The sequence below is a fragment of the Pelomonas margarita genome (genome assembly GCF_043555875.1).
Classification (GTDB): domain Bacteria; phylum Pseudomonadota; class Gammaproteobacteria; order Burkholderiales; family Burkholderiaceae_C; genus Pelomonas; species Pelomonas margarita.
Genome location: NZ_JBIGHW010000001.1, coordinates 120877 through 142580, shown reverse-complemented (window position 1 = coordinate 142580; position 21704 = coordinate 120877). Strand labels below are relative to the sequence as shown.

The 21704-nt window shown below is 70.0% G+C and carries 22 protein-coding genes and 1 pseudogene; 21 read left to right on the top strand and 2 right to left on the bottom strand.

Features of this window, described 5'->3' with window-relative positions; all coding sequences use genetic code 11:
• The first annotated feature begins 16 nt into the window (after positions 1–16).
• The 5 genes and pseudogenes from ACG0Z3_RS00620 to ACG0Z3_RS00600 all read left to right on the top strand — a co-directional run bounded on the left by ACG0Z3_RS00620 (position 17) and on the right by ACG0Z3_RS00600 (position 3605).
• On the top strand, positions 17–1390 hold the full coding sequence (locus ACG0Z3_RS00620; protein WP_394394465.1) for a multicopper oxidase family protein: 1374 nt from the start codon (positions 17–19) through the stop codon (positions 1388–1390).
• Positions 1371–1880, top strand: a complete 510-nt coding sequence (locus tag ACG0Z3_RS00615) for a cupredoxin domain-containing protein (protein WP_394394464.1) — start codon at positions 1371–1373, stop codon at positions 1878–1880. Before ACG0Z3_RS00620 ends, ACG0Z3_RS00615 begins: the two co-directional genes overlap by 20 nt.
• 19 nt (positions 1881–1899) lie before the next feature.
• Positions 1900–2214: a copper-binding protein gene (locus ACG0Z3_RS00610; protein ID WP_394394463.1), complete on the top strand. Its 315-nt coding sequence runs from the start codon at positions 1900–1902 to the stop codon at positions 2212–2214.
• Complete coding sequence (locus ACG0Z3_RS00605; RefSeq protein ID WP_394394462.1) at positions 2211–2591, top strand: hypothetical protein; 381 nt, start codon at positions 2211–2213, stop codon at positions 2589–2591. Before ACG0Z3_RS00610 ends, ACG0Z3_RS00605 begins: the two co-directional genes overlap by 4 nt.
• Positions 2592–2707: 116 nt before the next feature.
• Positions 2708–3605 (top strand): annotated as a pseudogene (locus ACG0Z3_RS00600) (IS1595 family transposase).
• A 104-nt stretch (positions 3606–3709) separates the two neighbouring features.
• Here ACG0Z3_RS00600 and ACG0Z3_RS00595 read toward each other — a convergent pair.
• On the bottom strand, positions 3710–4483 hold the full coding sequence (locus ACG0Z3_RS00595; RefSeq protein ID WP_394394461.1) for a spermine/spermidine synthase domain-containing protein: 774 nt from the start codon (positions 4481–4483) through the stop codon (positions 3710–3712).
• A 171-nt stretch (positions 4484–4654) separates the two neighbouring features.
• On the opposite strand from ACG0Z3_RS00595, the gene ACG0Z3_RS00590 reads away from it, so the two are divergent.
• The 8 genes from ACG0Z3_RS00590 (at position 4655) to ACG0Z3_RS00555 (ending at position 11700) form a co-directional block, all read left to right on the top strand.
• Positions 4655–4840: a ribbon-helix-helix protein, CopG family gene (locus ACG0Z3_RS00590; protein ID WP_394394460.1), complete on the top strand. Its 186-nt coding sequence runs from the start codon at positions 4655–4657 to the stop codon at positions 4838–4840.
• Positions 4841–5029: 189 nt separating this feature from the next.
• Positions 5030–5371, top strand: coding sequence for a zinc ribbon domain-containing protein YjdM (locus ACG0Z3_RS00585; RefSeq protein WP_394394459.1), 342 nt, complete (start codon positions 5030–5032; stop codon positions 5369–5371).
• Positions 5372–5492: 121 nt separating this feature from the next.
• Positions 5493–5921 (top strand): c-type cytochrome, encoded by a 429-nt coding sequence (locus tag ACG0Z3_RS00580; protein WP_394394457.1) that lies wholly within the window; start codon positions 5493–5495, stop codon positions 5919–5921.
• Between the two features lie 2 nt (positions 5922–5923).
• Entirely contained in the window at positions 5924–7342 is a 1419-nt protein-coding gene (locus tag ACG0Z3_RS00575) for a cbb3-type cytochrome c oxidase subunit I (RefSeq protein ID WP_394394456.1), read from the top strand.
• 84 nt (positions 7343–7426) lie between these two features.
• The gene (locus tag ACG0Z3_RS00570) at positions 7427–8254 is read left to right on the top strand and encodes a CbbQ/NirQ/NorQ/GpvN family protein (protein WP_394394455.1); all 828 of its coding nucleotides are present in this window, start codon (positions 7427–7429) and stop codon (positions 8252–8254) included.
• Positions 8235–9182 (top strand): 4Fe-4S binding protein, encoded by a 948-nt coding sequence (locus tag ACG0Z3_RS00565; RefSeq protein ID WP_394394454.1) that lies wholly within the window; start codon positions 8235–8237, stop codon positions 9180–9182. The genes ACG0Z3_RS00570 and ACG0Z3_RS00565 overlap by 20 nt, the downstream gene beginning before the upstream one ends.
• A complete protein-coding gene (locus tag ACG0Z3_RS00560; protein WP_394394453.1) occupies positions 9182–10966 on the top strand; it encodes a nitric oxide reductase activation protein NorD in 1785 nt (594 codons plus the stop codon). The genes ACG0Z3_RS00565 and ACG0Z3_RS00560 overlap by 1 nt, the downstream gene beginning before the upstream one ends.
• A gap of 44 nt (positions 10967–11010) precedes the next feature.
• Positions 11011–11700, top strand: coding sequence for a Crp/Fnr family transcriptional regulator (locus ACG0Z3_RS00555; protein ID WP_394394452.1), 690 nt, complete (start codon positions 11011–11013; stop codon positions 11698–11700).
• A 13-nt stretch (positions 11701–11713) separates the two neighbouring features.
• Here the strand turns inward: ACG0Z3_RS00555 and ACG0Z3_RS00550 are convergent, their stop codons facing one another.
• Complete coding sequence (locus ACG0Z3_RS00550) at positions 11714–12532, bottom strand: HDOD domain-containing protein (protein WP_394394451.1); 819 nt, start codon at positions 12530–12532, stop codon at positions 11714–11716.
• A 125-nt stretch (positions 12533–12657) separates the two neighbouring features.
• Here ACG0Z3_RS00550 and ACG0Z3_RS00545 point away from each other — a divergent pair, with 125 nt between their 5' ends.
• The 8 genes from ACG0Z3_RS00545 to ACG0Z3_RS00510 all read left to right on the top strand — a co-directional run bounded on the left by ACG0Z3_RS00545 (position 12658) and on the right by ACG0Z3_RS00510 (position 21699).
• Complete coding sequence (locus ACG0Z3_RS00545) at positions 12658–13974, top strand: leucine-rich repeat-containing protein kinase family protein (protein ID WP_394394450.1); 1317 nt, start codon at positions 12658–12660, stop codon at positions 13972–13974.
• Positions 13975–14000: 26 nt separating this feature from the next.
• Complete coding sequence (locus ACG0Z3_RS00540) at positions 14001–15167, top strand: MlaE family ABC transporter permease (protein WP_394394449.1); 1167 nt, start codon at positions 14001–14003, stop codon at positions 15165–15167.
• Positions 15164–16135, top strand: coding sequence for an ABC transporter ATP-binding protein (locus ACG0Z3_RS00535; RefSeq protein WP_394394447.1), 972 nt, complete (start codon positions 15164–15166; stop codon positions 16133–16135). Before ACG0Z3_RS00540 ends, ACG0Z3_RS00535 begins: the two co-directional genes overlap by 4 nt.
• Positions 16136–16147: 12 nt before the next feature.
• On the top strand, positions 16148–17116 hold the full coding sequence (locus ACG0Z3_RS00530; protein WP_394394446.1) for an MlaD family protein: 969 nt from the start codon (positions 16148–16150) through the stop codon (positions 17114–17116).
• On the top strand, positions 17113–17709 hold the full coding sequence (locus ACG0Z3_RS00525) for an ABC-type transport auxiliary lipoprotein family protein (protein ID WP_394394445.1): 597 nt from the start codon (positions 17113–17115) through the stop codon (positions 17707–17709). Before ACG0Z3_RS00530 ends, ACG0Z3_RS00525 begins: the two co-directional genes overlap by 4 nt.
• A gap of 86 nt (positions 17710–17795) precedes the next feature.
• Complete coding sequence (locus tag ACG0Z3_RS00520) at positions 17796–18752, top strand: sugar kinase (RefSeq protein ID WP_394394444.1); 957 nt, start codon at positions 17796–17798, stop codon at positions 18750–18752.
• The gene (locus tag ACG0Z3_RS00515; RefSeq protein WP_394394443.1) at positions 18752–20092 is read left to right on the top strand and encodes a pectate lyase family protein; all 1341 of its coding nucleotides are present in this window, start codon (positions 18752–18754) and stop codon (positions 20090–20092) included. Before ACG0Z3_RS00520 ends, ACG0Z3_RS00515 begins: the two co-directional genes overlap by 1 nt.
• Positions 20089–21699, top strand: coding sequence for a family 43 glycosylhydrolase (locus tag ACG0Z3_RS00510; protein ID WP_394394441.1), 1611 nt, complete (start codon positions 20089–20091; stop codon positions 21697–21699). Before ACG0Z3_RS00515 ends, ACG0Z3_RS00510 begins: the two co-directional genes overlap by 4 nt.
• Positions 21700–21704 lie beyond the last annotated feature (5 nt).

Sequence of the window (21704 nt, the reverse complement as noted above, 5' to 3'; positions counted from 1 at the left end):
ACCCCGAGGACACCCCATGTTCAACCGACGTTCCCTGCTAGCGGGGTCGACGCTGGCGTCGCTGGCCGCCGTCTCCAAGGCGGCGATGGCCGCCTTGCCCGAGCCAGTCATCCAGACCTCACCCGACACGCAAGCCCCACTGGTGCCCCCCACCGGACGCCCCTACAACCCCGTCGTCACGCTGAACGGCTGGACGGCCCCCTGGCGCATGAACAACGGCGTCAAGGAGTTCCACCTTGTGGCCGAGCCCGTCGTGCGCGAGATGGCGCCCGGCTTCAAGGCTCATCTGTGGGGCTACAACGGCCAGAGCCCCGGGCCCACCATCGAGGTCGTCGAGGGCGACCGCGTGCGCATCTACGTGACCAACCGGCTGCCCGAGGTGACCAGCATGCACTGGCACGGCCAGCGCCTGCCCAACGGCATGGACGGTGTCAGCGGCCTGACTCAGCCGCCCATCCCGCCGGGAAAAACCTGGGTCTACGAGTTCGTCGCGCGCCGGCCGGGCACCTTCATGTACCACCCGCACGCCGACGAGATGGTGCAGATGGCCATGGGCATGATGGGCCTGTGGATCACGCATCCCAAGGCGAAGCATCCGCACATCGCCGACGTCGACCGTGACTACGCCTTCCTGCTGAACGCCTACGACATCGAGCCCGGCAGCGCGACGCCCAAGGTCATGACGATGCTGGACTTCAACCTGTGGAGCTGGAACAGCCGCGTGTTCCCGGGCATCGCGCCTCTGGTGGCCCGCCAGGGCGACCGCGTGCGCATCCGCGTGGGCAACCTGACGATGACCAACCACCCCATCCACATCCACGGCCACGAGTTCGAGGTGACCGGCACGGATGGCGGCCCGGTGCCCAGGACCGCGCGCTGGCCCGAAGTGACGACGGACATCGCCGTGGGCCAGATGCGGCAACTCGAGTTCATCGCCGACGAGGAGGGCGACTGGGCCTTCCACTGCCACAAGGCGCACCACACGATGAACGCGATGGGCCACAACGTGCCGACGATGATCGGCGTAGATCACAGCGGCCTGGCCGCCAAGATCCGCAAGCTAGTGCCGGACTACATGGTCATGGGCGAGCGCGGCATGCACGACATGACCGAGATGAGCATGCCGCTACCCGACAACACGGCGCCCATGATGGCGGGCGAAGGCCCGTTCGGACCGGTGGCGATGGGCGGCATGTTCAGCATGCTGAAGGTGCGGCGCGGGCTCAAGCGCAGCGACTACACGGACCCTGGCTGGTTCCAGCATCCACCCGGCACCGTGGCGCGCGAGGTGGGAGACGCACCGCCCGCGACAAGCGCACCGACACCGGCCGCGCGCTCGTCGGACGTCGAGGTGCAGGTGCGCAAGCCGCATGGCCACCACAACCATTGAGGCCTACATGAAGACGCTACTCACTACCGTCACTCTGGCCCTCGCCGCCGTGGCAGCACAGGCGCATGGCGATCACGCCGCCAGCGCGCCGACTGCGGTCAAGAAGGAACAAAAAGCCTGGGGAATCTCTGGAGACCGCCGAAAGGCGCAGCGCACTGTCGAGATCCGCATGAGCGACGACATGCGCTTCACACCGTCGCGCATCGACGTGCGCCAGGGCGAGACCGTGCGCCTAGTGCTGCGCAACACCGGCACCGTGCTGCACGAACTCGTCATCGGTACGCCGCAGGAACTGGAAGCGCACGCGGCGCTGATGCTCAAGTTCCCTGGCATGGAGCACGACGAGCCCTACATGGCCCATGTGAAACCGGGCCAGAAGGGCGAAATCGTCTGGACCTTCAACCGTGCGGGCGAGTTCGACTTCGCCTGCCTCATCGCCGGCCACTTCCAGGCCGGCATGCGCGGCAAGATCGTCGTCCGCGCGCGCTGAACCCCGTCAAGGAAATTCCATGAAAAAGCTATTCCTTTGCGCCGCGCTGCTGGCACAGACCCTGCTGGCCGTGGCGGCCGAAGCGCCGGCCACGCCGGCCTCCGCTGCGGACGCGATGACCGATGCCGAGGTCCGCAAGATCGACGCAGCCGCAGCCAAGGTCACGCTGCGCCACGCCGAGATCAGATCGCTGGACATGCCGGCGATGACCATGGTGTTCCAGGCCCACGACAAGCGGCTGCTGGACGGCCTCAAGGTCGGCGACAAGGTGCGCTTCAAGGCGGCACACGAGGGCGGCCAGTTCATCGTCACGGCCATCGAGGCGGCCAAATGAGGGCGGCGCTCGCCCTGCTGTGTCTGGCCGCCAGCGGCACCGCGGCGGCGGCGGCCCAGGTCGTCGACATCGCCTGGACGCCCGAAGGCCGCTTCACGCATACGGCGACGCTGGCGCTGCGGGAGCTGCTGGAGGTGTGCGGCAAGCTGCCACGGGGCGGCCGCGTGGCCTGGTCCTTCGAGGCCGGCGCGCCGCTGCCGTTCAACATCCATGTCCACCAGGGCAAGGCCGTGGTGTATCCGGCGAAGCTGGACAAGGCCGAGAAGGCGCAGGGCCTGCAGGTCTTCGACGCCGAGCCGGCGCATTGCTGGATGTGGACCAACACGGCCGCCGAGGCCGTGAAGGTCAGCGTCGAGCTGCAGCAGACGCCTCGCTGAGCGTCCGGAAAAGAAAGGCTCTTTGCGCGTCAATTGCGGATGGCTCATCGGGTGAGCCTGTGAGCTGAGACATTGGCCGGCATGGCCCCCAATGGCTGGGGCCCAAGGAGCCGGTGATGCGCACCCGAGAACTCAAGAAACTGTTGGCAGAGGCGGCGAAGCTGACGCCATTGCAGAAGCAGGCGTTGATGAAGGCGCTGCGGGCTACAGACGACACAGCGCAGGTGGTGCAAGCGGTAGAAGCGCGTGAGCTGGTATGCCCGCACTGCCACAGCGAATGCATCGTGCGCAACGGCCACGCAAGCGGTTTGCAGCGCTACAAGTGCCGAGGCTGCGCGAGGACATTCAATACGCTGACGGCCACACCGCTGGCGCGGCTGCGCCACAAGGACAAGTGGGAGCGCCAAGCCGACGTGCTGCGCCAGGGCCTGAGCGTGCACCAGGCGGCCGACGTCTTGGCCGTCGCTCCGAGCACGGCCTTCCGCTGGCGCCATCGCTTCCTGCAACTCCCTCAGAACCTCAAGGCCCAGGCGCTGCAAGGCGTGATTGAGGCCGACGAGACCTACTTCCTGCGCTCCCACAAGGGCCAGCGGGTGGGCGCTCGCAAAGCGCGCCATCGTGGTGGCAATGCCGCCAAGCGAGGGCTGTCCGAAGAGCAGGAGCCGGTGCTGGTGGCGCGCGACCGCTCAGGCGCCACGGCGGACTTCATACTGGAGCGCTCGGACAAGACCCATACGGCTGAGGCCCTGGCCGGGTGCTGACCACGGACGCGGTGCTGTGCACCGATGGCGGCGCCGTGCTGGCGGCTGCGGCCCGACAACTTGGCGTCGAGCACCATGCCTTGAATATCTCCAGGGGTCCGCGCGTGCAGGGCGCTTGGCACATAGAACTTCAATGCGTATCACGGCCAGCTCCTACCTGGCCAGCTACCTCGGTTGGTTCCGCGCTCTGGATCGGTCGGCTCAGACCCCCGGCAAACCCGCGCCGTTCCTCACGATGGCCGTCGGCGTATGACGCCGTCACGAAGCAATGCGCAAAGAGCCTTTTTCTTGGCGCTTCGCGCTTGTCAGCGCACGCCTTCCGCCCTTTTGATAGAAGCGCACTCGCGTGCGGAGGCGTCAACCGCGCCCAACCCCATCAAATACCGCCTTCCGCAGTTCAACCATGACCTCAGTGAGGCTGGGCGCCAACTCTTCCCAGGCGGCCGCATCGAAGTGACGGGGCCGGCGAAGCTGCAACGTCTGGGCGCGCTGCAGCCGGCGGCCGTCACAGCCGAAGACGATGCTGTTGCCGCAATCCCGGTCGCACAGCACGAGCACGCGGCCGTCGAATGCGCGGCGGATGCGCTCGACGTGCAGGGCGTAGTCGCAGTGCCCCATGTGCAGGTTCACGACCAGCAGGCCTTCCGGCTGCAGTGAGTCGCGGCAGTCGTCGTAGAAGGCTTGCGAGCACAAGGCGGGCGGGATGCCGTCGGGGTCGTAGCCGTCGACCATCAACACGTCCAGGCGATGCGGTGGCGAGCGCACGAAGTCCGCGCCGTCGCCGCGGCGCACCGCGAAGAGGCCATCATCCGGCGGCACGTGGAACACGTCTCGCAGCGCGATGACATGCGGGTTGATCTCGACGACGTCGATGCGCGCCTTCGGCAGGTAGGCCCGGCAGAACTTGGCCAGCGAACCACCGCCGAGACCGATCATGCCGATGGTGTCCGGCCGGTCGTTGAAGAGCAGGAACCCCATCATCGTGCGGGTGTAGTCCAGGTCCAGCGCCAGCGGCCTGCGCGACTGCATCCGGCTCTGGATCTCACTGATGGAGAAGTGAAGCGCCTTCGTCGTCAGCGTCTCGTAGACGAAGGGCCTGACGTGGTCCTCGGCATTGGCGGTATCTGGCATGGTCAGCGAAGTGGTCAGGGATGGGGCAGGCTGCGCAGGGCGGCGTGGACAGCCGCCAGCGCACCAAGCCTGCGATGCCGCACCGCGGCCGGTCCAATCCCGACAAGCGGCCAGTTCTATTGGCATTTGATTTGCTCACAATTATCATGCCGTTAACATACAAGGCACACCATGGAGCAAAAAACCGCACGCCTGACCGTCCTCATCGACCCGGACAAGAAGAAGGCCTTCGAGACGCTTTGCGCACAGCAGGACGTCACGCCATCGCAGGTAGTCCGCCGCCTGATCCGCGACTACCTGGCGGCACACGGCGTCGACTTCAGTCCAGGTGGCGCCAAGGGGCCTGAAGCCGGCTGACCCGTTGCCACACGGAGCGCTGGCCCAGGGGTTGCCACCTGCACGGCTACGCAGCCACCGCCCCGGCAAGCCCGATGTCCGCAGCTGAGCCTCGAGGTAGAACACGGTCGCCCCGCCAGCCCGGCGAACTCGCAAGCGTCCGGCATGTGACGCGCTTCCATTCGACACACTGAATCCCGACCAGACCCAATGAGCACCCTGCCCGCCTGCCCCAAATGCCAGTCCGCCTACACCTACGAGGACGGCGCCCAGCTCATCTGCCCCGAGTGCGGCCATGAATGGTCGGAGCAGCCAGCTGAGGCGACCGCAGAGGAGGCGCGCGTCATCAAGGACGCTGTCGGCAACGTGCTGCAGGACGGCGACACGGTGACCGTCATCAAGGACCTGAAGGTCAAGGGCTCCTCGCTGGTCGTGAAGGTCGGCACCAAGGTCAAGAACATCCGCCTGGCCGATGGCGACCACGACATCGACTGCAAGATCGACGGCGTCGGCGCCATGGGCCTGAAGTCGGAGTTCGTGAAGAAGGCCTGAGCCCTCCCGACCTTCTGCGGCAGCGATCACCTGCCCTTCGCCACGATTCTTGAACCGCTTCAAGGACGCGCCCTCCCTCGGTCACTAGCCTCCCGGGCATCGCAACGACCGAGGGAACCCCATGGCCTCCGGCTTCACCAGCCAGGCAGCGCGCAACATCTTCTACGGCGGCACGGCCTTCTTCGTGCTGCTGTTCGCCGCGCTCATCCTGCACACCGAATCGCGCATTCCATCGCGCTCCACCGCCAAGGCACCGCTCACCGAAGCGGTGGTGCGCGGCAAGCACATCTGGGAGACGCGCAACTGCATCGGCTGCCACACGCTGCTCGGCGAGGGGGCCTACTTCGCCCCGGAGCTGGGCAACGTCTACCAGCGGCGCGGGGCTGATTTCATCAAGGCCTGGATGCAGGCCCAGCCCACCGGCGCCCCCGGCCGCCGGCAGATGCCGCAATTCCACCTGAACGACCAGCAGCTCAACGACCTCGTCGAGTTCCTCAAGTGGACCAACGGCGTCGACACCGAGAACTGGCCCCCCAACGTGGAAGGTTGATCATGCAGACCGCACTCCTTGCCCAACCCAGCCAGCGCGTGGCGCGGCTCTACTTCGCCGGCGCGCTGCTGCTGTTCCTCGGCCAGATCGTCTTCGGCGTGCTGCTCGGCCTGCAGTACCTGGCGGGCGACCTGTTCTTCCCGCACATCCCGTTCAACATCGCCCGCATGGTGCACACCAACCTGCTTATCGTGTGGCTGCTGATGGGCTTCATGGGCAGCGCCTACTTCCTCGTCCCCGAGGAAGCGCAGGTGCCGCTGCACAGCGAGAAGCTGGCCGTGGCGCTGTTCTGGATCTTCCTCATCGCCGGTGCACTGACCATACTCGGCTACCTGCTGGTGCCCTACGCCACGCTCGCAGCGGCCACCGGCAACGACGTGCTGGCCACCATGGGGCGCGAGTTCCTGGAGCAACCCCTGCCCACCAAGCTGGGCATCGTCGCCGTGGCCCTGGGATTCCTGTTCAACATCAGCATGACAGTGCTCAAGGGCCGCAAGACCGCCATCACACTGGTGCTGCTGATGGGCCTGTGGGGCCTGGCGCTGTTGTTCCTGTTCAGCTTCGTGAACCCGAGCAACCTGGTGCGCGACAAGATGTACTGGTGGTTCGTCGTGCACCTGTGGGTGGAGGGTGTGTGGGAGCTCATCCTGGGCAGCCTGCTGGCCTACCTGCTGATCAAGACCACCGGCGTGGACCGCGAGGTGATCGACAAGTGGCTGTACCTGATCATCACGTTCGCGCTGATCACCGGCATCCTGGGAACGGGCCACCACTTCTACTTCATCGGTCTGCCCGGCTACTGGCAATGGATAGGTTCGGTGTTTAGCGCGCTGGAGCCCATTCCCTTCTTCATGATGACGCTGTTCGCGTTCAGCATGGTGCAGCGCCGCAAGCGCGAGCATCCCAACCAGGCCGCCGTGCTGTGGACCGTGGGCTGCGCGGTGATGGGCTTCCTGGGTGCTGGCCTGTGGGGCTTCATCCACACGCTGAGCCCAGTCAACTACTACACCCATGGCAGCCAGATCACCGCCGCGCACGGCCACCTGGCTTTCTACGGCGCCTACGTGCTCGTCGTCATCGCGATGATCAGCTACGCCTGGCCGCTGATGAAGGGCCGCGCCGCCGCGCCGCAGCGGGCGCAGAGCATGGAGATGTGGAGTTTCTGGCTGATGACCATCGGCATGGGCGTGATGGTGCTGGCGCTCACCGGCGCGGGCATCCTGCAGATCTGGCTGCAGCGCATCCCCACGGACGGCAGCGCGATGGGCTTCATGGCCACGCAAGACCAGCTGCGCATCTTCTACTGGCTGCGCGTGGGCGGCGGGCTGGGCTTCCTGGCCGGACTGCTGACCTACCTGACGAGCTTCTTCGTGACGGACACGACGCAGGCCGGGCCATCGACTGCCGGCGCGAGCGCCTGACCCGACGCGCCGTCCTTGATGCACTTCAAGGACGGCCGCCCACCGCGCGCCTAGCCTTGCGCTCATCCGCTACCGGAGTTTTCCTTGTCACCCCGTCCCGTCCTGCAAGCGCTCGCAAGCCCGACCGCAGCGCCCACCCTGCCCCACTACCTACCCCAGGCGGATGAATGCACGCTGTTCGCCCAGGCCCATGCGGCGCAGCTGCCGCTGCTGCTGAAGGGGCCGACCGGCTGCGGCAAAACCCGGCTGGTCGAGCACATGGCCGCCCGGCTGGGCCGGCCGCTGATCACGGTCAGCGGCCATGATGACCTTGGCGCCGCTGACCTGACCGGCCGCCACCTCATCCAGGGCGGCGACACGCGCTGGGTCGACGGCCCGCTGGCGCGCGCCGTGCGCGCGGGCGCCATCTTCTACCTGGACGAGGTGGTCGAGGCCCGCAAGGACATCACCGTCGTGCTGCACCCGCTGGCCGACGACCGCCGCGTGCTGCCGCTGGAACGGCACGGCGAGCTGCTGCCCGCCGCACCGGGCTTCATGCTGGTGCTGTCCTACAACCCCGGCTACCAGCACCTGCTCAAGGGCCTCAAGCCCAGCACGCGGCAGCGCTTCGTCGCCCTGACGCTGGGCTGCCCCTCCCCCGAGCTCGAAGCCCGCATCGTGCAGAGCGAAGGCGGCTGCACGCCCGCAGTGGCGGCCCGGCTCGTGCATCTGGCCCAGGCGCTGCGCCGCCTCACCGAGCAGGACCTGGAGGAAACCGCCAGCACCCGTCTGCTCGTGATGGCCGCACGCCTGACCGGCCAGGGCCTGAGCCTGCAGCGCGCAGCCCAGGTGGCCGTCATGGAAGCCCTGAGCGACGACGCCCAGACCCTCGCCGCGCTGCAGGAGCTGCTGCATGCGGTGCTCGACGATTGACGTCGCCCCGTCCACGCTGACCCACACCGCGCGGCAGCGCCGCCGCCGCGCGCTGCAGGCGGCCTTTTTCGCCTTCTTCCTGCTGGCCCCGGCGCTGAACATACTGCGCTTGGACCTGCACGAGGCCCAGCTGTGGGTACTGGGCCAGCGCTGGACGCTGGGCATCGCCGCCTTCCGAGCCGGCACGCTGGACAGCACCGGCGTGACGCTGAGCATCCTGCTCAAGGCCATCCTGCCGGCGCTGCTGCTGATCGCCGGCTTCCTGTTCGTCGCGTGGCGCTGGGGCCGGCTGTACTGCGGCTGGCTGTGCCCGCACTTCAGCCTCGTCGAACTGCTCAACGAAGCCCTGTGGCGCGCCACCGGCCGGCGCAGCCTGTGGGAGGCGCGCTCAGGCCCGCAGCGCAGCCGCCGCTGGACGGCGCTTTTCCTGGCTGCCGTGCTGGGCTTCGGCCTGCTGTGGGCCGTCACGCTGCTGACCTACCTGCTGCCGCCACGCGAGATCTGGGCCAACCTGGCCAGCGCCAGCCTTACGCCCAACCAGGCGCGCTTCGTGTTCATCGCCTGGGGCCTATTCAGCGCGGAGCTGCTGCTAGCGCGCCACCTCTTCTGCCGCTTCGGCTGTGCAGTCGGCTTCTTTCAGAGCCTGGCCTGGATGGCCAACCCGAAGGCGCTGGTGATCAGCTTCGCCCGCGAGCGCGCGGCCTCGTGCAAGGGCTGCATACCACAGGTCGACGCCTGCGAGGCCGCCTGCCCCATGCGCCTGCGCCCGCGCCAGATCAAGCGCCTGATGTTCAGCTGCGTTCAGTGCGGCCAGTGCCTGCAAGCCTGCAGCGACTCCCATGGCGCACGCGGCAGCCCGCCCAGCCTGCAGTGGCAGATCGGCATAGCCGCCGTGCGCGAAACCCTGCGCCAACACCGGAGGACATGATGGAAGCATGGATAGGCGAGCACTGGCATCGCTTCATCACCGGCCGCGCCGACAGCGGCCATGCGCAGGCGGCCCAGCACTTCGCGGCCCAGCAGCGCGCACTCACGCTGCTGTTGCGTGCCGCTGGCGGGCGCCAGCGCCTGGCGCTTGCGCAGCCCATGCCCGCCGCCGGCCCAGTGCCGCGCAGCTGGCTGCAGCGGCTGGCCGGCAGCGGCCTGCGCCTGCCGCTGCCGCAGATCGACACCGACGTGCTGGCCCTGCCGGCGCGCCTGGCGCTGCATGCCGACCCGCAGCTCAACATGGCGCTCTACCGCTGGTGGCCCGTGCTGGCCGCCCACCTCGGCAACGAGGCGGGCTACTGCGCCGCGCAACGAGCCGCGACCCAGCGCGCGCTGCGGCAGTTTCCCGGCCTGCAACGGCCCTGGCGCCAGTTGCTGGCCGCCGAGCTGGAGCAGCGCGGCCCGGCGCAAGGCCCCGACGAGCAACTGCTGCGCGCCTGGCTGGACCTCGACGCCCCGCTGCCCGGCGCCGAGCCCGCGCTGCACCACGTCGCGCCGCTGTGGTGCTGGCTGCAGCCGGTGGCCAGCCCGCCCCTGCCGCTGGACGATGCCGAACCCGGGACCGGTGCCAGCCAGGCTGCCACGCCGATCGCCGGGCGACGTCGCGCCCGAACGCCGCCGCCGCAGACAGCCTCCCGCCACCCGCTGCTGCTGGCCGCCAAGACGGAATGGCTCAAGACCTTCGCCGACCCGCTGCCACTGGACCGCGCCCATGACGACACGCCGGAACCGGCCGACGCCCAGGCCGCCGCCGACAGCCTGGACACGCTCACGCTGCAGCGCGGCGGCTCGGGCAGCCGCTTGCGCTTCGATCTCGACCTGCCGGCCGGCGCCTACGACGACATCCCGCTCGGCCCGCCCGAGGCCCTGCCCGAATGGGACCCACGCCGCCAGTGCCTGCAATCCCGCCGGGTCAGCCTGCAGCGCCTCGCCCCCCGCGCCCCCGCTGCCTGGCCCGTGCCGCCCGCGCTGAGGGCGCTGGCCGCCCAGCTGCGTCGCCGCCTGGCCATCCAGCAGGCCGCATTGCGCTGGCAGCGCGGCCGCCAGGACGGCGAGGCCCTGGACCTGGACGCCTGGGTGCACGAGCGGGCCGAGCCGCCCGCCCAGGCCCGTGGCGCCGTCTACCAGCGCCTGCGCCGGCAACAGCGCGAGCTGGCCACGCTGCTGCTGGCCGACCTGTCCATGAGCACCGATGCCCACGCCAACGACCACCAGCGCGTGATCGACGTGATCCGGGACAGCCTCTACGTCTTCGGCGAGGCGCTGCAGGGCAGCGGCGACCCGTTCGCGCTGCTGGGCTTCAGCTCGGTACGGCGCCTGCTGCGCCTGCACGAGATCAAGTCCTTCGACGACCGCTGGGACAGCCGGGTGCACGACCGCCTCGGTGCGCTGCAGCCCGGCTATTACACGCGCACCGGCGCCGCGCTGCGCGCCGCCACCCGCGTGCTGCAGCAACGCCCCGAGCGCCAGCGCCTGCTGCTGCTGCTCAGCGACGGCAAGCCGCACGACCTGGACGGCTACGACGGCCGGCTGGGCCTGGAAGACACCCGGGAAGCGCTGCGCGAGGCGCGGGCCGTCGGACTCACTCCTTTTCTGCTGTCCATAGACAGCGAGCCACCCGCCCAGCTGGCGCCGCTGTTCGGCACCCACGCCCACGCCTGGGTACGCCGCCCGACCGAGCTGCCCCAGCGGCTGCTGCACCTGCACGCTCAGCTGCTGCGTTGAGCTGAGTCAAACCGGCGCAGACCGGCGGCCCGAACAATGCGGCCATGCTCGACACCCGCCAGTACGACCTGCAACGCCTGCTTGCCCGCATGCCCCTGTTCCAGGACGTGGGGCCGGCGGGACTGGAACGACTGGCCAGTGCCGTGCAGGTACGCCGCCTGGAGCGCAGCGAGTTCGTCTTTCACGTCGGCAGCGCCTGTGAGGCCTTCTTCCTGACGATCAGCGGACAGGTGCGCCTATTCGTCATCGCGCCCAACGGCAACGAGAAGGTCATCGAGATCATCGGTCCCGGCATGAGCTTTGCCGAGGCACTGATGTTCCTCGGCGCGCCCTGCGTGGTGAACGCGCAGGCGCTGACCGACACGGCCCTGCTGGTGGTGCCGCGCCATGCCGTGCTCGCGGAAATGGAAGCTGACAGCCGCTTCGCGCTGCGCATGCTGGCCGGCCTGTCGCGCCGCCTGCACGGGCTGGTGCATGACGTGCAGGCCCAGGCGCTGCAGTCCGGCGTGCAGCGAGTGGTGGGCTATCTGCTGCGCGACATCGCCCACGACGACAGCGCACCAACGGTGTCGCTGCCCGTCAGCAAGGCCACCGTGGCCTCACGCCTGTCACTCACGCCCGAATACTTCTCGCGCGTGCTGCACGAGCTCGAGGCGGCCGGCCTGATCGAGATCGACAAGCGCGAGATCCGCATCGTCGATGCCGGCGCGCTGGGGCGCTACCCGGCGCAGTAGCGCCCGGGCGCCGTCACAGGAAATCACGGGCCTCGTCAGCAGGCGTCCAGGCGATGACTTGGCCGTCGCAAAGCCGCTGCGGGTCCGTCAGCCCCACGGCCTGGGCGGCCTCGTGCGGAAAGCTGTCCAGCATCGCGTCGCCGTCGATGTCCAGCTCGTGCGCACGGGCGCTCCAGCTCGACAGGTACAGCAGGCTGGCGAAGGTGACGTCCTGGCCGGCAGTCGGGTCGCACTGGTGGCGGATCGCCTCGACGATGTCAGCCGGAAAATGCCACGAGGCCGCGAACGCGGCGCCCACCTCCGCATAGGCATAGCCCAGATCCGCCAGCTGCGCCTCGTAGCGGCCGTCGTCGGCCGGGAAGGCCGGCTGCAGGCTGGTTCGGTCGGGCATGGCCATGCGCATGATCAGGTCGCCCACGCCGTGCAGCAGCCCGGCCGTGAACGCTGCGCCGGTGTCCAGCCGGAACTCAGCGGCCAGGGATTGCGCGATCTTGGCCACATCCAGGCTGTGGCGCCAGAACTCGGTCATGTCCACACCCGGCACGCCCTTGAAAGCGCCGCCCACGGCAGCGGCCTGCACCAACTGACCCGTGGCCCGCAGACCCAGCAGCGCCGTCGCCGCCTCGACGGTGGCGATGCCGCCACCACCGCTGTAGCGGGCCGAGTTGACCAAGCGCAGGATGCGCACCGTCAGGCCGACCTCGCCGGACAGCAGTTGGTTGATGCGGCGCAGGTCGGGCTCGTCGCGCTGCAGCTCGACGAGGATCTGTTGCACCGCTTCGGGCAACGAGGGAATCCAGGCATCGGTCGCGAGAAGTTCGTTCAGTTTCACGGGGCACCTCCGAGCTATGCATGGATGCTACTGGGCTTCGCACCTCGCCAAGGCGGCGCCCCTGACGCAACGGCTAGAGTGCACGACTTTTTGACGGACGTGGGCAGGGCCTGCGCCGAGATGCCATGGACTCCCTTGAACAGCTGCGGGCCGGCGCCCTGGCCGGCGCGCAACGGCTGACCCTGCGCGCCGGCCTGCGCGAACTGCCCCGCGAGGTTTTCTCGCTGGCGGACTCGCTGGAGGTGCTGGACCTCTCCGGCAATGCGCTGCAGGACCTGCCGGCCGACCTGCACCGCCTGCACCGGCTGCGCGTGCTGTTCTGCTCGGACAACCGCTTCACGCGCCTGCCCGAGGCGCTAGGCCGCTGCGAGCAGCTGGAGATGGTGGGCTTCAAGGCCAACCAGATCACCGAGGTGTCGGCCGCCGCGCTGCCCGCGCGACTGCGCTGGCTGACGTTGACCGACAACCGCATCGCCGCGCTGCCCGAGGCGCTGGGCCAGCGGCCGCGGCTGCAGAAGCTGATGCTGGCCGGCAACCGACTGACCCGGCTGCCCACCAGCCTCGCGGCCTGCGCGCAGTTGGAGTTGCTGCGCATCTCCGCCAACCGGCTGGAGTCCCTGCCCGACGCGCTGCTCACGCTGCCTCGCCTGGCCTGGCTGGCACATGGCGGCAACCCCTTCAGCGCCGCCGCCGAGCAGCAGGCCCGCGATGACGCGGCCCTGCCACGGGTGCGCTGGCCCGTGCTGCAGCTGCAGGCCCTGCTGGGCGAGGGAGCATCGGGCCACATTCACCGCGCACTACAGCCAGACGGCCAGGCCGTGGCGCTCAAGGTGTTCAAGGGCGCGGTCACCAGCGATGGCCTGCCCGCCAGCGAGCTGGCGGCCTGCCTGCAGGCCGGCGCGCACCCACAGCTCATCCCGGCGCTGGCTCGCCTGGGCGAGCACCCGCAGGGCGCAGAAGGCCTGCTGATGCCGCTCATCCCGCCGGCCTTCCGCACGCTGGCCGCGCCGCCCAGCCTGGCGTCCTGCACGCGGGATGTCTACGACCCCGCGCTGCGTTTCACACCGACGGCCGCACTGCGGCTGGCTGCCGGCATGGCCGACGCGCTGGCGCACCTGCATGCCCGCGGGCTGACACATGGCGACTTCTACGCCCACAACATGCTGCATGACGGCACGGGCGAGGGCCGGCTCGGCGACTTCGGCGCGGCATCCTTCCTGGCCAGCGTGCCGCCCGGCCAGGCTCAGCGGCTGAAGGCACTGGACGTGCGCGCACTGGGCTGCCTGCTGGAGGAACTGGCAGCCTGCTGCGGCGAGGACGGCGCCGTTCGCGACACGCTGTCAGCCTGGGCGGCCAACTGCCTCGCCACCGAAGTCGACCACCGGCCCGCCGCAGTGGCGGTGGCACAGGCCCTGCAACACCTGACCCCACCGCCGCACTGAGCGCGCGACGCGCTATCGTTGCGGTCATGCACGACGTCGCTCCGCTGGAACGACCCGACCCGTCCGTCGACGGGCCGGCGGGTGCCATGGACGCCGAGCCGCAGCTGCTGCCCGCCGGCACCCGCGAATGGCAGGTTCGCGGTGACTGGACACTGATGGCGTTGCGCGGCCGGCACACGGAGTTCCGCCAACGCATCGCCCATGCGGCGAGCGACAGCGACGGCCCTGTGCTGTGGGACTTGCGCGCCCTGCGCCGGCTAGATACGGCCGGGGCACTGACCCTGTGGCAGGGCTGGGGCGGCAAGCCGCCGGCCCGGCTGCTGTGGCAGCCCGAGCATGTGACGCTGTTCGCGCAGTTCATGCAGCCCGAGGCGCTGGCCGCGCCGCCGCAGCGCCAGCGCCCGGGCCTGCGCAACGCGCTGCCGGGGCTGCGGGCGCTCTCGGCCCATGCCGTCGACCTGCTCGCGCTGGTGGGCCGGCTGCTGCTGGATGCTGGCCAGCTGCTGCGCCATCCCTCGCGCATCGGCTGGCGGGAAATCTCGGCCAATATCTACCGCACCGGCGCGCAGGCCCTGCCCATCACGGCGCTGGTGGGCTTCCTCGTCGGCCTCACGCTGTCCTACCTGATCTCGCGCCAGCTCAAGACCTATGGCGCCGACATCTTCGTCGTCAACATCCTCGGCCTGGCCGTGCTACGCGAGCTGGGGCCGCTGCTGGCGGCCATCATCGTGGCGGGCCGCTCGGGCTCGGCCATGACGGCGCAGATCGGCGTCATGCGTGTCACACAAGAGCTGGATGCGTTGTCGGTGATGGGCATCTCGCACACGGTGCGCCTGGTGGCGCCCAAGGTGATGGCGCTGGCACTGTCGCTGCCGCTGGTGGCGCTGTGGACGAGCGCCCTGATGTTGCTGGGCGGCGTGGCGGCAGCGAGTGCGCAACTGCGGCTGGACCCGGCGCAGTTCCTGCATACGCTGCCCGGCGTGGTGGAGCCCGTGAACCTGTGGCTGGGCTGGCTCAAGTCGGTGCTGTTCGGCGGGCTGATCGCGTTGCTGGCCTGCCACTTCGGCCTGCGCGTGAAGCCCAACACCGAGAGCCTGGGGCAGAGCGTCACGCAGTCGGTGGTGACGGCGATCACGATGGTCATCGTCGTGGACGCGATCTTCGCGGTGCTCTTCTCGGACGTGGGCCTGTGAGTACCGACACCGTCATCGAGGTCGACAACCTGACGACGGCCTTTGCCGGCCACGTCATCCACCGCCACCTCAACCTCACAGTGCACCGCGGCGAGGTGCTGGCGCTGATCGGCGGATCGGGCTCGGGCAAGACCACGCTGCTGCGCCTGCTGCTGGGGCTGGAGGTGCCGCAGGCGGGCAGCATCCGCATCTTCGGCCACCCGCTGGGCCGCTGTGCCGCGCAGGACCTGGAGCGTGTGCGCCACCGCTGGGGCGTGCTGTTCCAGCATGGCGCGCTTTTCTCGGCGCTCAGCGTGTTCGACAACATCGCGCTGCCGCTGCGCGAGCTCAAGAGCGTGCCGCCCGACATGGTGCGGCCGCTAGTGATGCTCAAGCTGGCCCAGGTCGGCCTGCGGCCGCAGGACGCGCACAAGGCGCCATCCGAGCTGTCGGGCGGCATGGTCAAGCGCGCCTCGCTGGCCCGGGCACTGATACTGGACCCGCAGCTGCTGTTCCTGGACGAGCCCACCGCCGGGCTGGACCCGGACAGCGCCAAGCAGTTCGTCAAGCTGCTGCGCCGGCTGCGCCAGGAGCTCGGGCTGACCGTCGTCATGGTGACGCATGACGTGGACACGCTGTTCGCCGTGGCCGACCGTGTGGCCGTGCTGGCCGAGCAGCGCATCCTGGCCTGCGGGCCGCTGGCCGAGGTCGCGCGCCTGCCCCACCCCTTCGTGCGCAACTTCTTCCTGGGCCATGCCGAGCGCTGCGCCGAAGAAGACGTCAAGCGCTTCCGTCTCAGCCTGGACGACACCAGCGACGATGGCGGCAGGGATGGCCAGCCCCTCGCCCAGGCTGGCCTCGCTGAACGCGGGCCCTCCTGGCCGGTCCCCCGGGGGGACGACGCTGCTGGCCGGATCAACCAGCCCGCAGCGCCAGACGGGCCGGCTTGGGAGCGGCCCGGCGCTCGGCCCGAATCCATGAACAGCTGACTGCAACACACCATGGAAAACAAAGCCCACGCCCTCGCCGCCGGCCTGTTCCTGCTCCTGCTGGGCTTGGCGCTGGCCGCCAGCGTCGCCTGGTTTCAGGGCGACCGCACAGAGCGCACGCACTACACCGTTGTGTCGCGCAGCGGCGTGCCAGGCCTGAACCTGAAGGCGCCCGTCAAGCTGCGCGGCGTGGAGGTGGGCTGGGTGGAGCGCATCGCTTTCGACCCGCAGGACCCGCGCCAGATCCTCGTCGACATCGCGGTGGACGCGGCTGCGCCGGTGTCCGCCACGACGCGCGCGCAGCTTGGGCTGCAGGGCGTGACTGGCCTGTCCTTCATCAGCCTGGACGATGCCGACGCGCAGGCGCCGCTGCGCCGCGCCGCGCCCGGCGCGCGCATCGCGCTGCAGCCCACGCTGCTGGACCGCCTGGCCGAGAGCGGCCCGCTGCTGCTTGCCGGCTTTGCCGAGACGGCGGAGCGGCTCAACCAGCTGCTCAGCGACGGCAACCAGGCCCAGCTGCACCGCTCGCTGGCGCAACTGGCCCAGGCCGCGGGCGACACCAGCCGGCTGATGAGTACGCTGCAGCCCGCTGCACGCGAGCTGCCGGGGCTGCTGCGCAACGCCGACACCACGGCCACGCGCGCCAGCGCCGCACTGCAGGAGATCGAGCAGCTAGCCGCCAGCAGCCGCGCACTCGCGCAGGACCTGCAGGCCCGCGTCGCCACGCTGGACCGGCTGGATGCAGCCGCCCGGCAGGTGCAGGCCACCAGCCGCCACCTGGAGCTGGCGCTGGTGGGCGACACGCCGGTGCGCGACCAGCCTCTCGTGAACGACCTCGCCGCGGCCAGCCGCAGCGTGGCGCGCACCGCGCAGCAGTTGGGCGATCAGCCACAGAGCCTGCTGTTCGGTCGCGGCACGCCGCTGCCCGGGCCGGGCGAGCCCGGGTTCGCCCCCAGGCCCCAGACCGCGGAGGCCCGATGAGACGCCCTGCCCGGCCGTCGCTGACGGCCCTGCTCCTCACGCTGGCCGCCGCCGGCTGCTCCTTCACACCATCGGCCCCGCCGCGCGTGGCCTTCGACCTGGGCCCAGCGCCCGCTGCCGCCACGGCCGGCGGCGGGCCGCTGGCCTGGCGCATCGCGGACGTCACCGCACCGCCCTGGCTGAACAGCGACGCCATGGTCTACCGGCTGAGCTATCTGCAGGCCCAGCAGCCGGCCCACTACCGCGACAGCCACTGGCGCGCACCGCCGCCCGCACTGCTGGCACAGCGCCTGCGCCAGCAGCTGGCGCCCCTGCCGGGCTGCGCCGGCCGCCACGCAGCGCTGCTGAGCGTGCACCTGGACGAGTTCGAGCAGCGCTTCACCAGCCCGACGCACAGCGAGGTGCTGCTGCAGGTGCAGGCCACGCTCTGGCCCGAAGGCAGCGGCACACCGCTGCAGCAGCGCTGGCAGCTGGCCCGCCCGGCAGCACCCGATGCCCCAGGCGGCGCACGCGCGCTCGCCCAGGCTGTGGACGACTGGCTGCTGCAGCTGCAGGCCTGGCTGGCCGATGGGGCGTGCCGCTCGTCTCGTTGAGCGTTACCCGCCGCCGGGGTAAACCAGAGGACAGGGAATGAACCGGTTACGCTATCTTATTGAACCGCTGTTTCATTTTCAGAATCGTGACTCTCTTTCCCTCGACCTCGACGCGGCCCGTCTCCTTGGCCGCGCTGGGCGAATGCATGCTGGAGCTGCAGGGCCCCGCCTTTGGCAACCTGCGGCAAACCTTTGGCGGCGACACGCTGAACACCGCCGTCTACCTGGCGCGCTGCGGCGGCGCCAACCTGCGGGTGCACTACGCCACGGCGCTGGGTGACGACTCGCTGAGTGCCGGCATGCTGCAGCGCTGGCAGGACGAGGGCGTGATGACAGGCCTGGTGCAGCGGCTGCCGGGCCGCGTGCCGGGGCTCTACCTGATCGAGCTGGACGAGGGCGGCGAGCGCCGCTTTCACTACTGGCGCGGCCAGGCCGCCGCGCGCTCCTTCTTCGACGCCGCCACCACGGCCCTCGAGGAGCAGGCCGATGCGCTGGACGCGCTGTACCTGTCGGGCATCAGCCTGGCCATCCTGCCGCAGGCCGGCCGCGAGCGCGTGCTCGCGCTGATGGCGCACATGCGTGCAGCCGGCAAGCTGGTGGCCTTCGACAACAACTACCGCCCGCGGCTGTGGGACTCGGTGGCCGATGCGCGCTACTGGTATGGCCGCGCGTTCGCGACGGCCTCCGTGGCACTCATCACGGCCGACGACCACCAGGCCCTGCACGGCCTGCCCGACCTGGCCGCCGCCGTCAGCGCCGCCCAGGCTCTGCCAGTGCCGGAGATCGCCATCAAGCGCGGCGGTCTGCCGGCCATCGTGGGCGGTGACGGGCAGTGGCAGGAAGTTGCGACCGAGACCGTGCAGCGCGTGGTCGACACCACGGCGGCCGGCGACTCCTTCGCCGCCGGCTACCTGAGCCGCCGCCTGGCCGGCGCCACGCAGGCAGAGGCTGCCGCCTTCGGCAACCGGCTGGCCGCGCGGGTGATCCAGCATCCGGGCGCGCTGATCCCGCGCGACGTGATGCAAGACCTGATGGCCGGCTGATGCGCGCCGCCCGGACGCTGACGCTGCTGCTGGGGCTGGCCTTGTCCACTGGCCTGTGCCAGGCCCAGGCCCAGCCCACGGCCGCCCTGCACCCGGCCAGCTTCGTGCACACCGGCTGGGCGCAGACCACCGGTGGCCAGGGCGGCAAGATCCTGCGCGTGACCACGCTGGCCGCCGACGGCCCGGGCAGCCTGAAGGCCGCGCTGGACACGCCGGGCCCGCGCATCGTCGTGTTCGAGGTGGGCGGCATCATCGACATGGGCGGCGCCAGCTACACGCTGCGCGAAGGCCGCGTCACCATCGCCGGCCAGACAGCGCCCGACCCCGGCATCACGCTGGTGCGCGGCGAGCTGAACATTGCGGCCGCCGATGTCATCCTGCAGCACCTGAGCATCCGCCCCGGCGCCTATGGCCGGCCCAAGCGCAGCGGCCGCGACCACGACGGCATCACCACGTCCGAAGGCGCGCGCCGCATCATCGTCGACCACTGCAGCTTCTCGTGGGCGACCGACGAGAACCTCTCCGTCGGCGGCCCGCGCTTCAAAGGCGCCACACCCGACGCCTGGCGAGACACCACCTCGCACGCCATCACCTACAGCCACAACCTGATCTACGAGGGCCTGGGCGAGTCCGTGCACGGCAAGGGCGAGCACAGCAAGGGCACGCTGGTCCACGACAACGCCAACCGCATCCTGCTGCTGGGCAACATCTACGCGTCCAACCGCGAGCGCAACGCGCTGTTCAAGGGCGGCGCCTGGGGCGCGATGGTCAACAACCTGATCTACAACCCCGGCTCGCGCGCGGTGCACTACAACCTCATCGCACACGAGTGGCTGGATCAGCCCTACCAAACCGGCAAGCTCACGCTGGTGGGCAACGTTTACCGCGCCGGCCCCGGCACGGCCGAGCGGCTGCCGCTGTTCACGCTGGGCGGCGTGGGCGACGTGCAGCTGTACGAGCAGGACAACCTAGCGCTGGACCGCCAGGGCCAGCCCCTGCCGCTCACCGGCCGCTACACCGCCGCCAGCGCGCAGATCATCCCGGTGCGCGAGCCCTATCTGCCCGTCGGCCTGACCTGGGTGTCGCCCCGCGAGCTGGAGCGGCTGCTGCCGCTGTACGTCGGCTCGCGGCCGTGGGCGCGCGATCCGCTGGACTTCAAGCAGCTGTCCGACATCGCAGAGGACCGCGGCACGCTGATCGACGACGAGACCCAGAACAACACCGACGGCCTGCCCAAGCGCCGCGCCACGCAGCGCGCCTTCGTCGAGGCCGACTGGCAGCTCGCCGACATGTCGCCCAAAGCCGGCTGGGCCTCGCTGTTCAAGCCGGGGGCGCGATGACACTGCAGCGCCGTGACCTGCTGGCGCTGCTGGCCCTGCCGGCCGCCACGCCCGCCCTGGCCGCTGCCGATTGCAGCGACACGCCGGGCCTGCCCTACCTGCCGCCCTGCCAGCCCTGGCCGCAAGGCCTCGAAGGCCAGCGCAAGGCCGACATGCGAGATGGCCGCTACCTGAACCCGGTGCTGGCCGGCGACCGACCCGACCCGTCGGTGCTGAAGGATGGCGACGACTACTACCTCACCCACTCAAGCTTCGAGGCCCTGCCCGGGCTTCTGATCTGGCACTCGCGCGACCTCGTCAACTGGCGCCCCCTCGCGAATGCGCTGCTGGAGCCAGTGGGCAGCGTGTGGGCCCCCGACCTGTGCAAGCACGGCGGCCGCTACTACCTCTACCTGCCCGTCAAGGCGCAACCCAACGACATCCTCGTCACCTGGGCGGACCGCATCGAGGGTCCGTGGTCCAGGCCGCAGCCGCTGGGCCTGCACAAGCACATCGATCCCACACATGTGGTGGGCGAGGACGGCCAGCGCTGGCTGTTCCTGAGCGGCGGAGACCGCGTCAAGCTCAGCGCCGACGGCCTGCGCGTGGTGGGCGCCGTCGAGCATGTCTACGACCCCTGGCGCTACCCGGAGGACTGGGACGTCGAGGCCTTCTCGCCCGAGGGCCCCAAGATGCTGTTCCACGGCGGCTGGTGGCACATGGTGCTGGCTGTCGGCGGCACGGCCGGGCCGCCCACCGGGCACATGGTCATCGCCGCGCGCAGCCGCAGCCTGGACGGCCCCTGGGAGCAGGCGCCTCACAACCCGCTGATGCGCACGCGTTCGTCGCGCGAGCGCTGGTGGTCGCGCGGTCACGGCAGCCTCGTCCAGGGCCCGCAGGGCGACTGGTGGATGCTATATCACGGCTACGAGAACAGTTTCCACACACTGGGCCGGCAGACGCTGCTGGCGCCCGCGCGCTTCAGCGCCGACGGTTGGTTCCATGTCGACGCGGACGACGGCCAGCCGCTGGCCAAGCCGCGTGGCGGCCGCGCCGTGCCCCACGGCATGCCGCTGTCGGACGACTTCGCCGGCAACGCGCTCAAGACGCATTGGCAGTTCCTCAGTGGCGGCGCAGGCCAGATGGCGCGCGTGCGCGTGGCCGACGGCCGGTTGCACCTGCGCGCCACCGGCAAGGACCCCGGCGACAGCCCGCCGCTGGGCTTCATCCAGGGTGACCCGGCCTTCGAGCTAGAAGTCGACGTCGACTTCGACGAGGGCGTGCAGATTGGCCTGATGATGTTTTACGGCCCGCGCCTGTATGCCGGCATGGGCGCCCACGCCAAGGGCTTCCGACTGCTGCGCTACGGCCAGGACCTGCGCGCCGCCGCCCGGCCCGCCGGCATCGAGCGCCACCTGCAGCTGAAACTGAAGTGCGTGCGCCATGTGCTCACCCTCTACAGCCGCCTCGATGCGAGCCAGCCCTGGGCCAAGTTCCCGGTGCAGATGGACGTGAGCGGCTATCACCACAACGTGGCAGGCGGCTTCGCCAGCCTGCGCCCGGCGATCTATGCCGCCGGCCAGGGCACCGCCCGCTTTTCGAATCTGCGCTACCGCGCACTCGGCTAAGGAGA

What these genes read in the sequence shown, in the direction of transcription:
- ACG0Z3_RS00590 (WP_394394460.1), top strand. Translation starts at nt 4,655, where the DNA reads ATGGAGCAAAAAACCGCACGCCTGACCGTCCTCATCGACCCGGACAAG.
- ACG0Z3_RS00580 (WP_394394457.1), top strand. Translation starts at nt 5,493, where the DNA reads ATGGCCTCCGGCTTCACCAGCCAGGCAGCGCGCAACATCTTCTACGGC.
- ACG0Z3_RS00560 (WP_394394453.1), top strand. Translation starts at nt 9,182, where the DNA reads ATGGAAGCATGGATAGGCGAGCACTGGCATCGCTTCATCACCGGCCGC.
- ACG0Z3_RS00605 (WP_394394462.1), top strand. Translation starts at nt 2,211, where the DNA reads ATGAGGGCGGCGCTCGCCCTGCTGTGTCTGGCCGCCAGCGGCACCGCG.
- ACG0Z3_RS00595 (WP_394394461.1), bottom strand. Translation starts at nt 4,483, where the DNA reads ATGCCAGATACCGCCAATGCCGAGGACCACGTCAGGCCCTTCGTCTAC.
- ACG0Z3_RS00575 (WP_394394456.1), top strand. Translation starts at nt 5,924, where the DNA reads ATGCAGACCGCACTCCTTGCCCAACCCAGCCAGCGCGTGGCGCGGCTC.
- ACG0Z3_RS00585 (WP_394394459.1), top strand. Translation starts at nt 5,030, where the DNA reads ATGAGCACCCTGCCCGCCTGCCCCAAATGCCAGTCCGCCTACACCTAC.
- ACG0Z3_RS00545 (WP_394394450.1), top strand. Translation starts at nt 12,658, where the DNA reads ATGGACTCCCTTGAACAGCTGCGGGCCGGCGCCCTGGCCGGCGCGCAA.
- ACG0Z3_RS00540 (WP_394394449.1), top strand. Translation starts at nt 14,001, where the DNA reads ATGCACGACGTCGCTCCGCTGGAACGACCCGACCCGTCCGTCGACGGG.
- ACG0Z3_RS00510 (WP_394394441.1), top strand. Translation starts at nt 20,089, where the DNA reads ATGACACTGCAGCGCCGTGACCTGCTGGCGCTGCTGGCCCTGCCGGCC.
- ACG0Z3_RS00615 (WP_394394464.1), top strand. Translation starts at nt 1,371, where the DNA reads ATGGCCACCACAACCATTGAGGCCTACATGAAGACGCTACTCACTACC.
- ACG0Z3_RS00530 (WP_394394446.1), top strand. Translation starts at nt 16,148, where the DNA reads ATGGAAAACAAAGCCCACGCCCTCGCCGCCGGCCTGTTCCTGCTCCTG.
- ACG0Z3_RS00555 (WP_394394452.1), top strand. Translation starts at nt 11,011, where the DNA reads ATGCTCGACACCCGCCAGTACGACCTGCAACGCCTGCTTGCCCGCATG.
- ACG0Z3_RS00620 (WP_394394465.1), top strand. Translation starts at nt 17, where the DNA reads ATGTTCAACCGACGTTCCCTGCTAGCGGGGTCGACGCTGGCGTCGCTG.
- ACG0Z3_RS00565 (WP_394394454.1), top strand. Translation starts at nt 8,235, where the DNA reads ATGCGGTGCTCGACGATTGACGTCGCCCCGTCCACGCTGACCCACACC.
- ACG0Z3_RS00610 (WP_394394463.1), top strand. Translation starts at nt 1,900, where the DNA reads ATGAAAAAGCTATTCCTTTGCGCCGCGCTGCTGGCACAGACCCTGCTG.
- ACG0Z3_RS00525 (WP_394394445.1), top strand. Translation starts at nt 17,113, where the DNA reads ATGAGACGCCCTGCCCGGCCGTCGCTGACGGCCCTGCTCCTCACGCTG.
- ACG0Z3_RS00515 (WP_394394443.1), top strand. Translation starts at nt 18,752, where the DNA reads ATGCGCGCCGCCCGGACGCTGACGCTGCTGCTGGGGCTGGCCTTGTCC.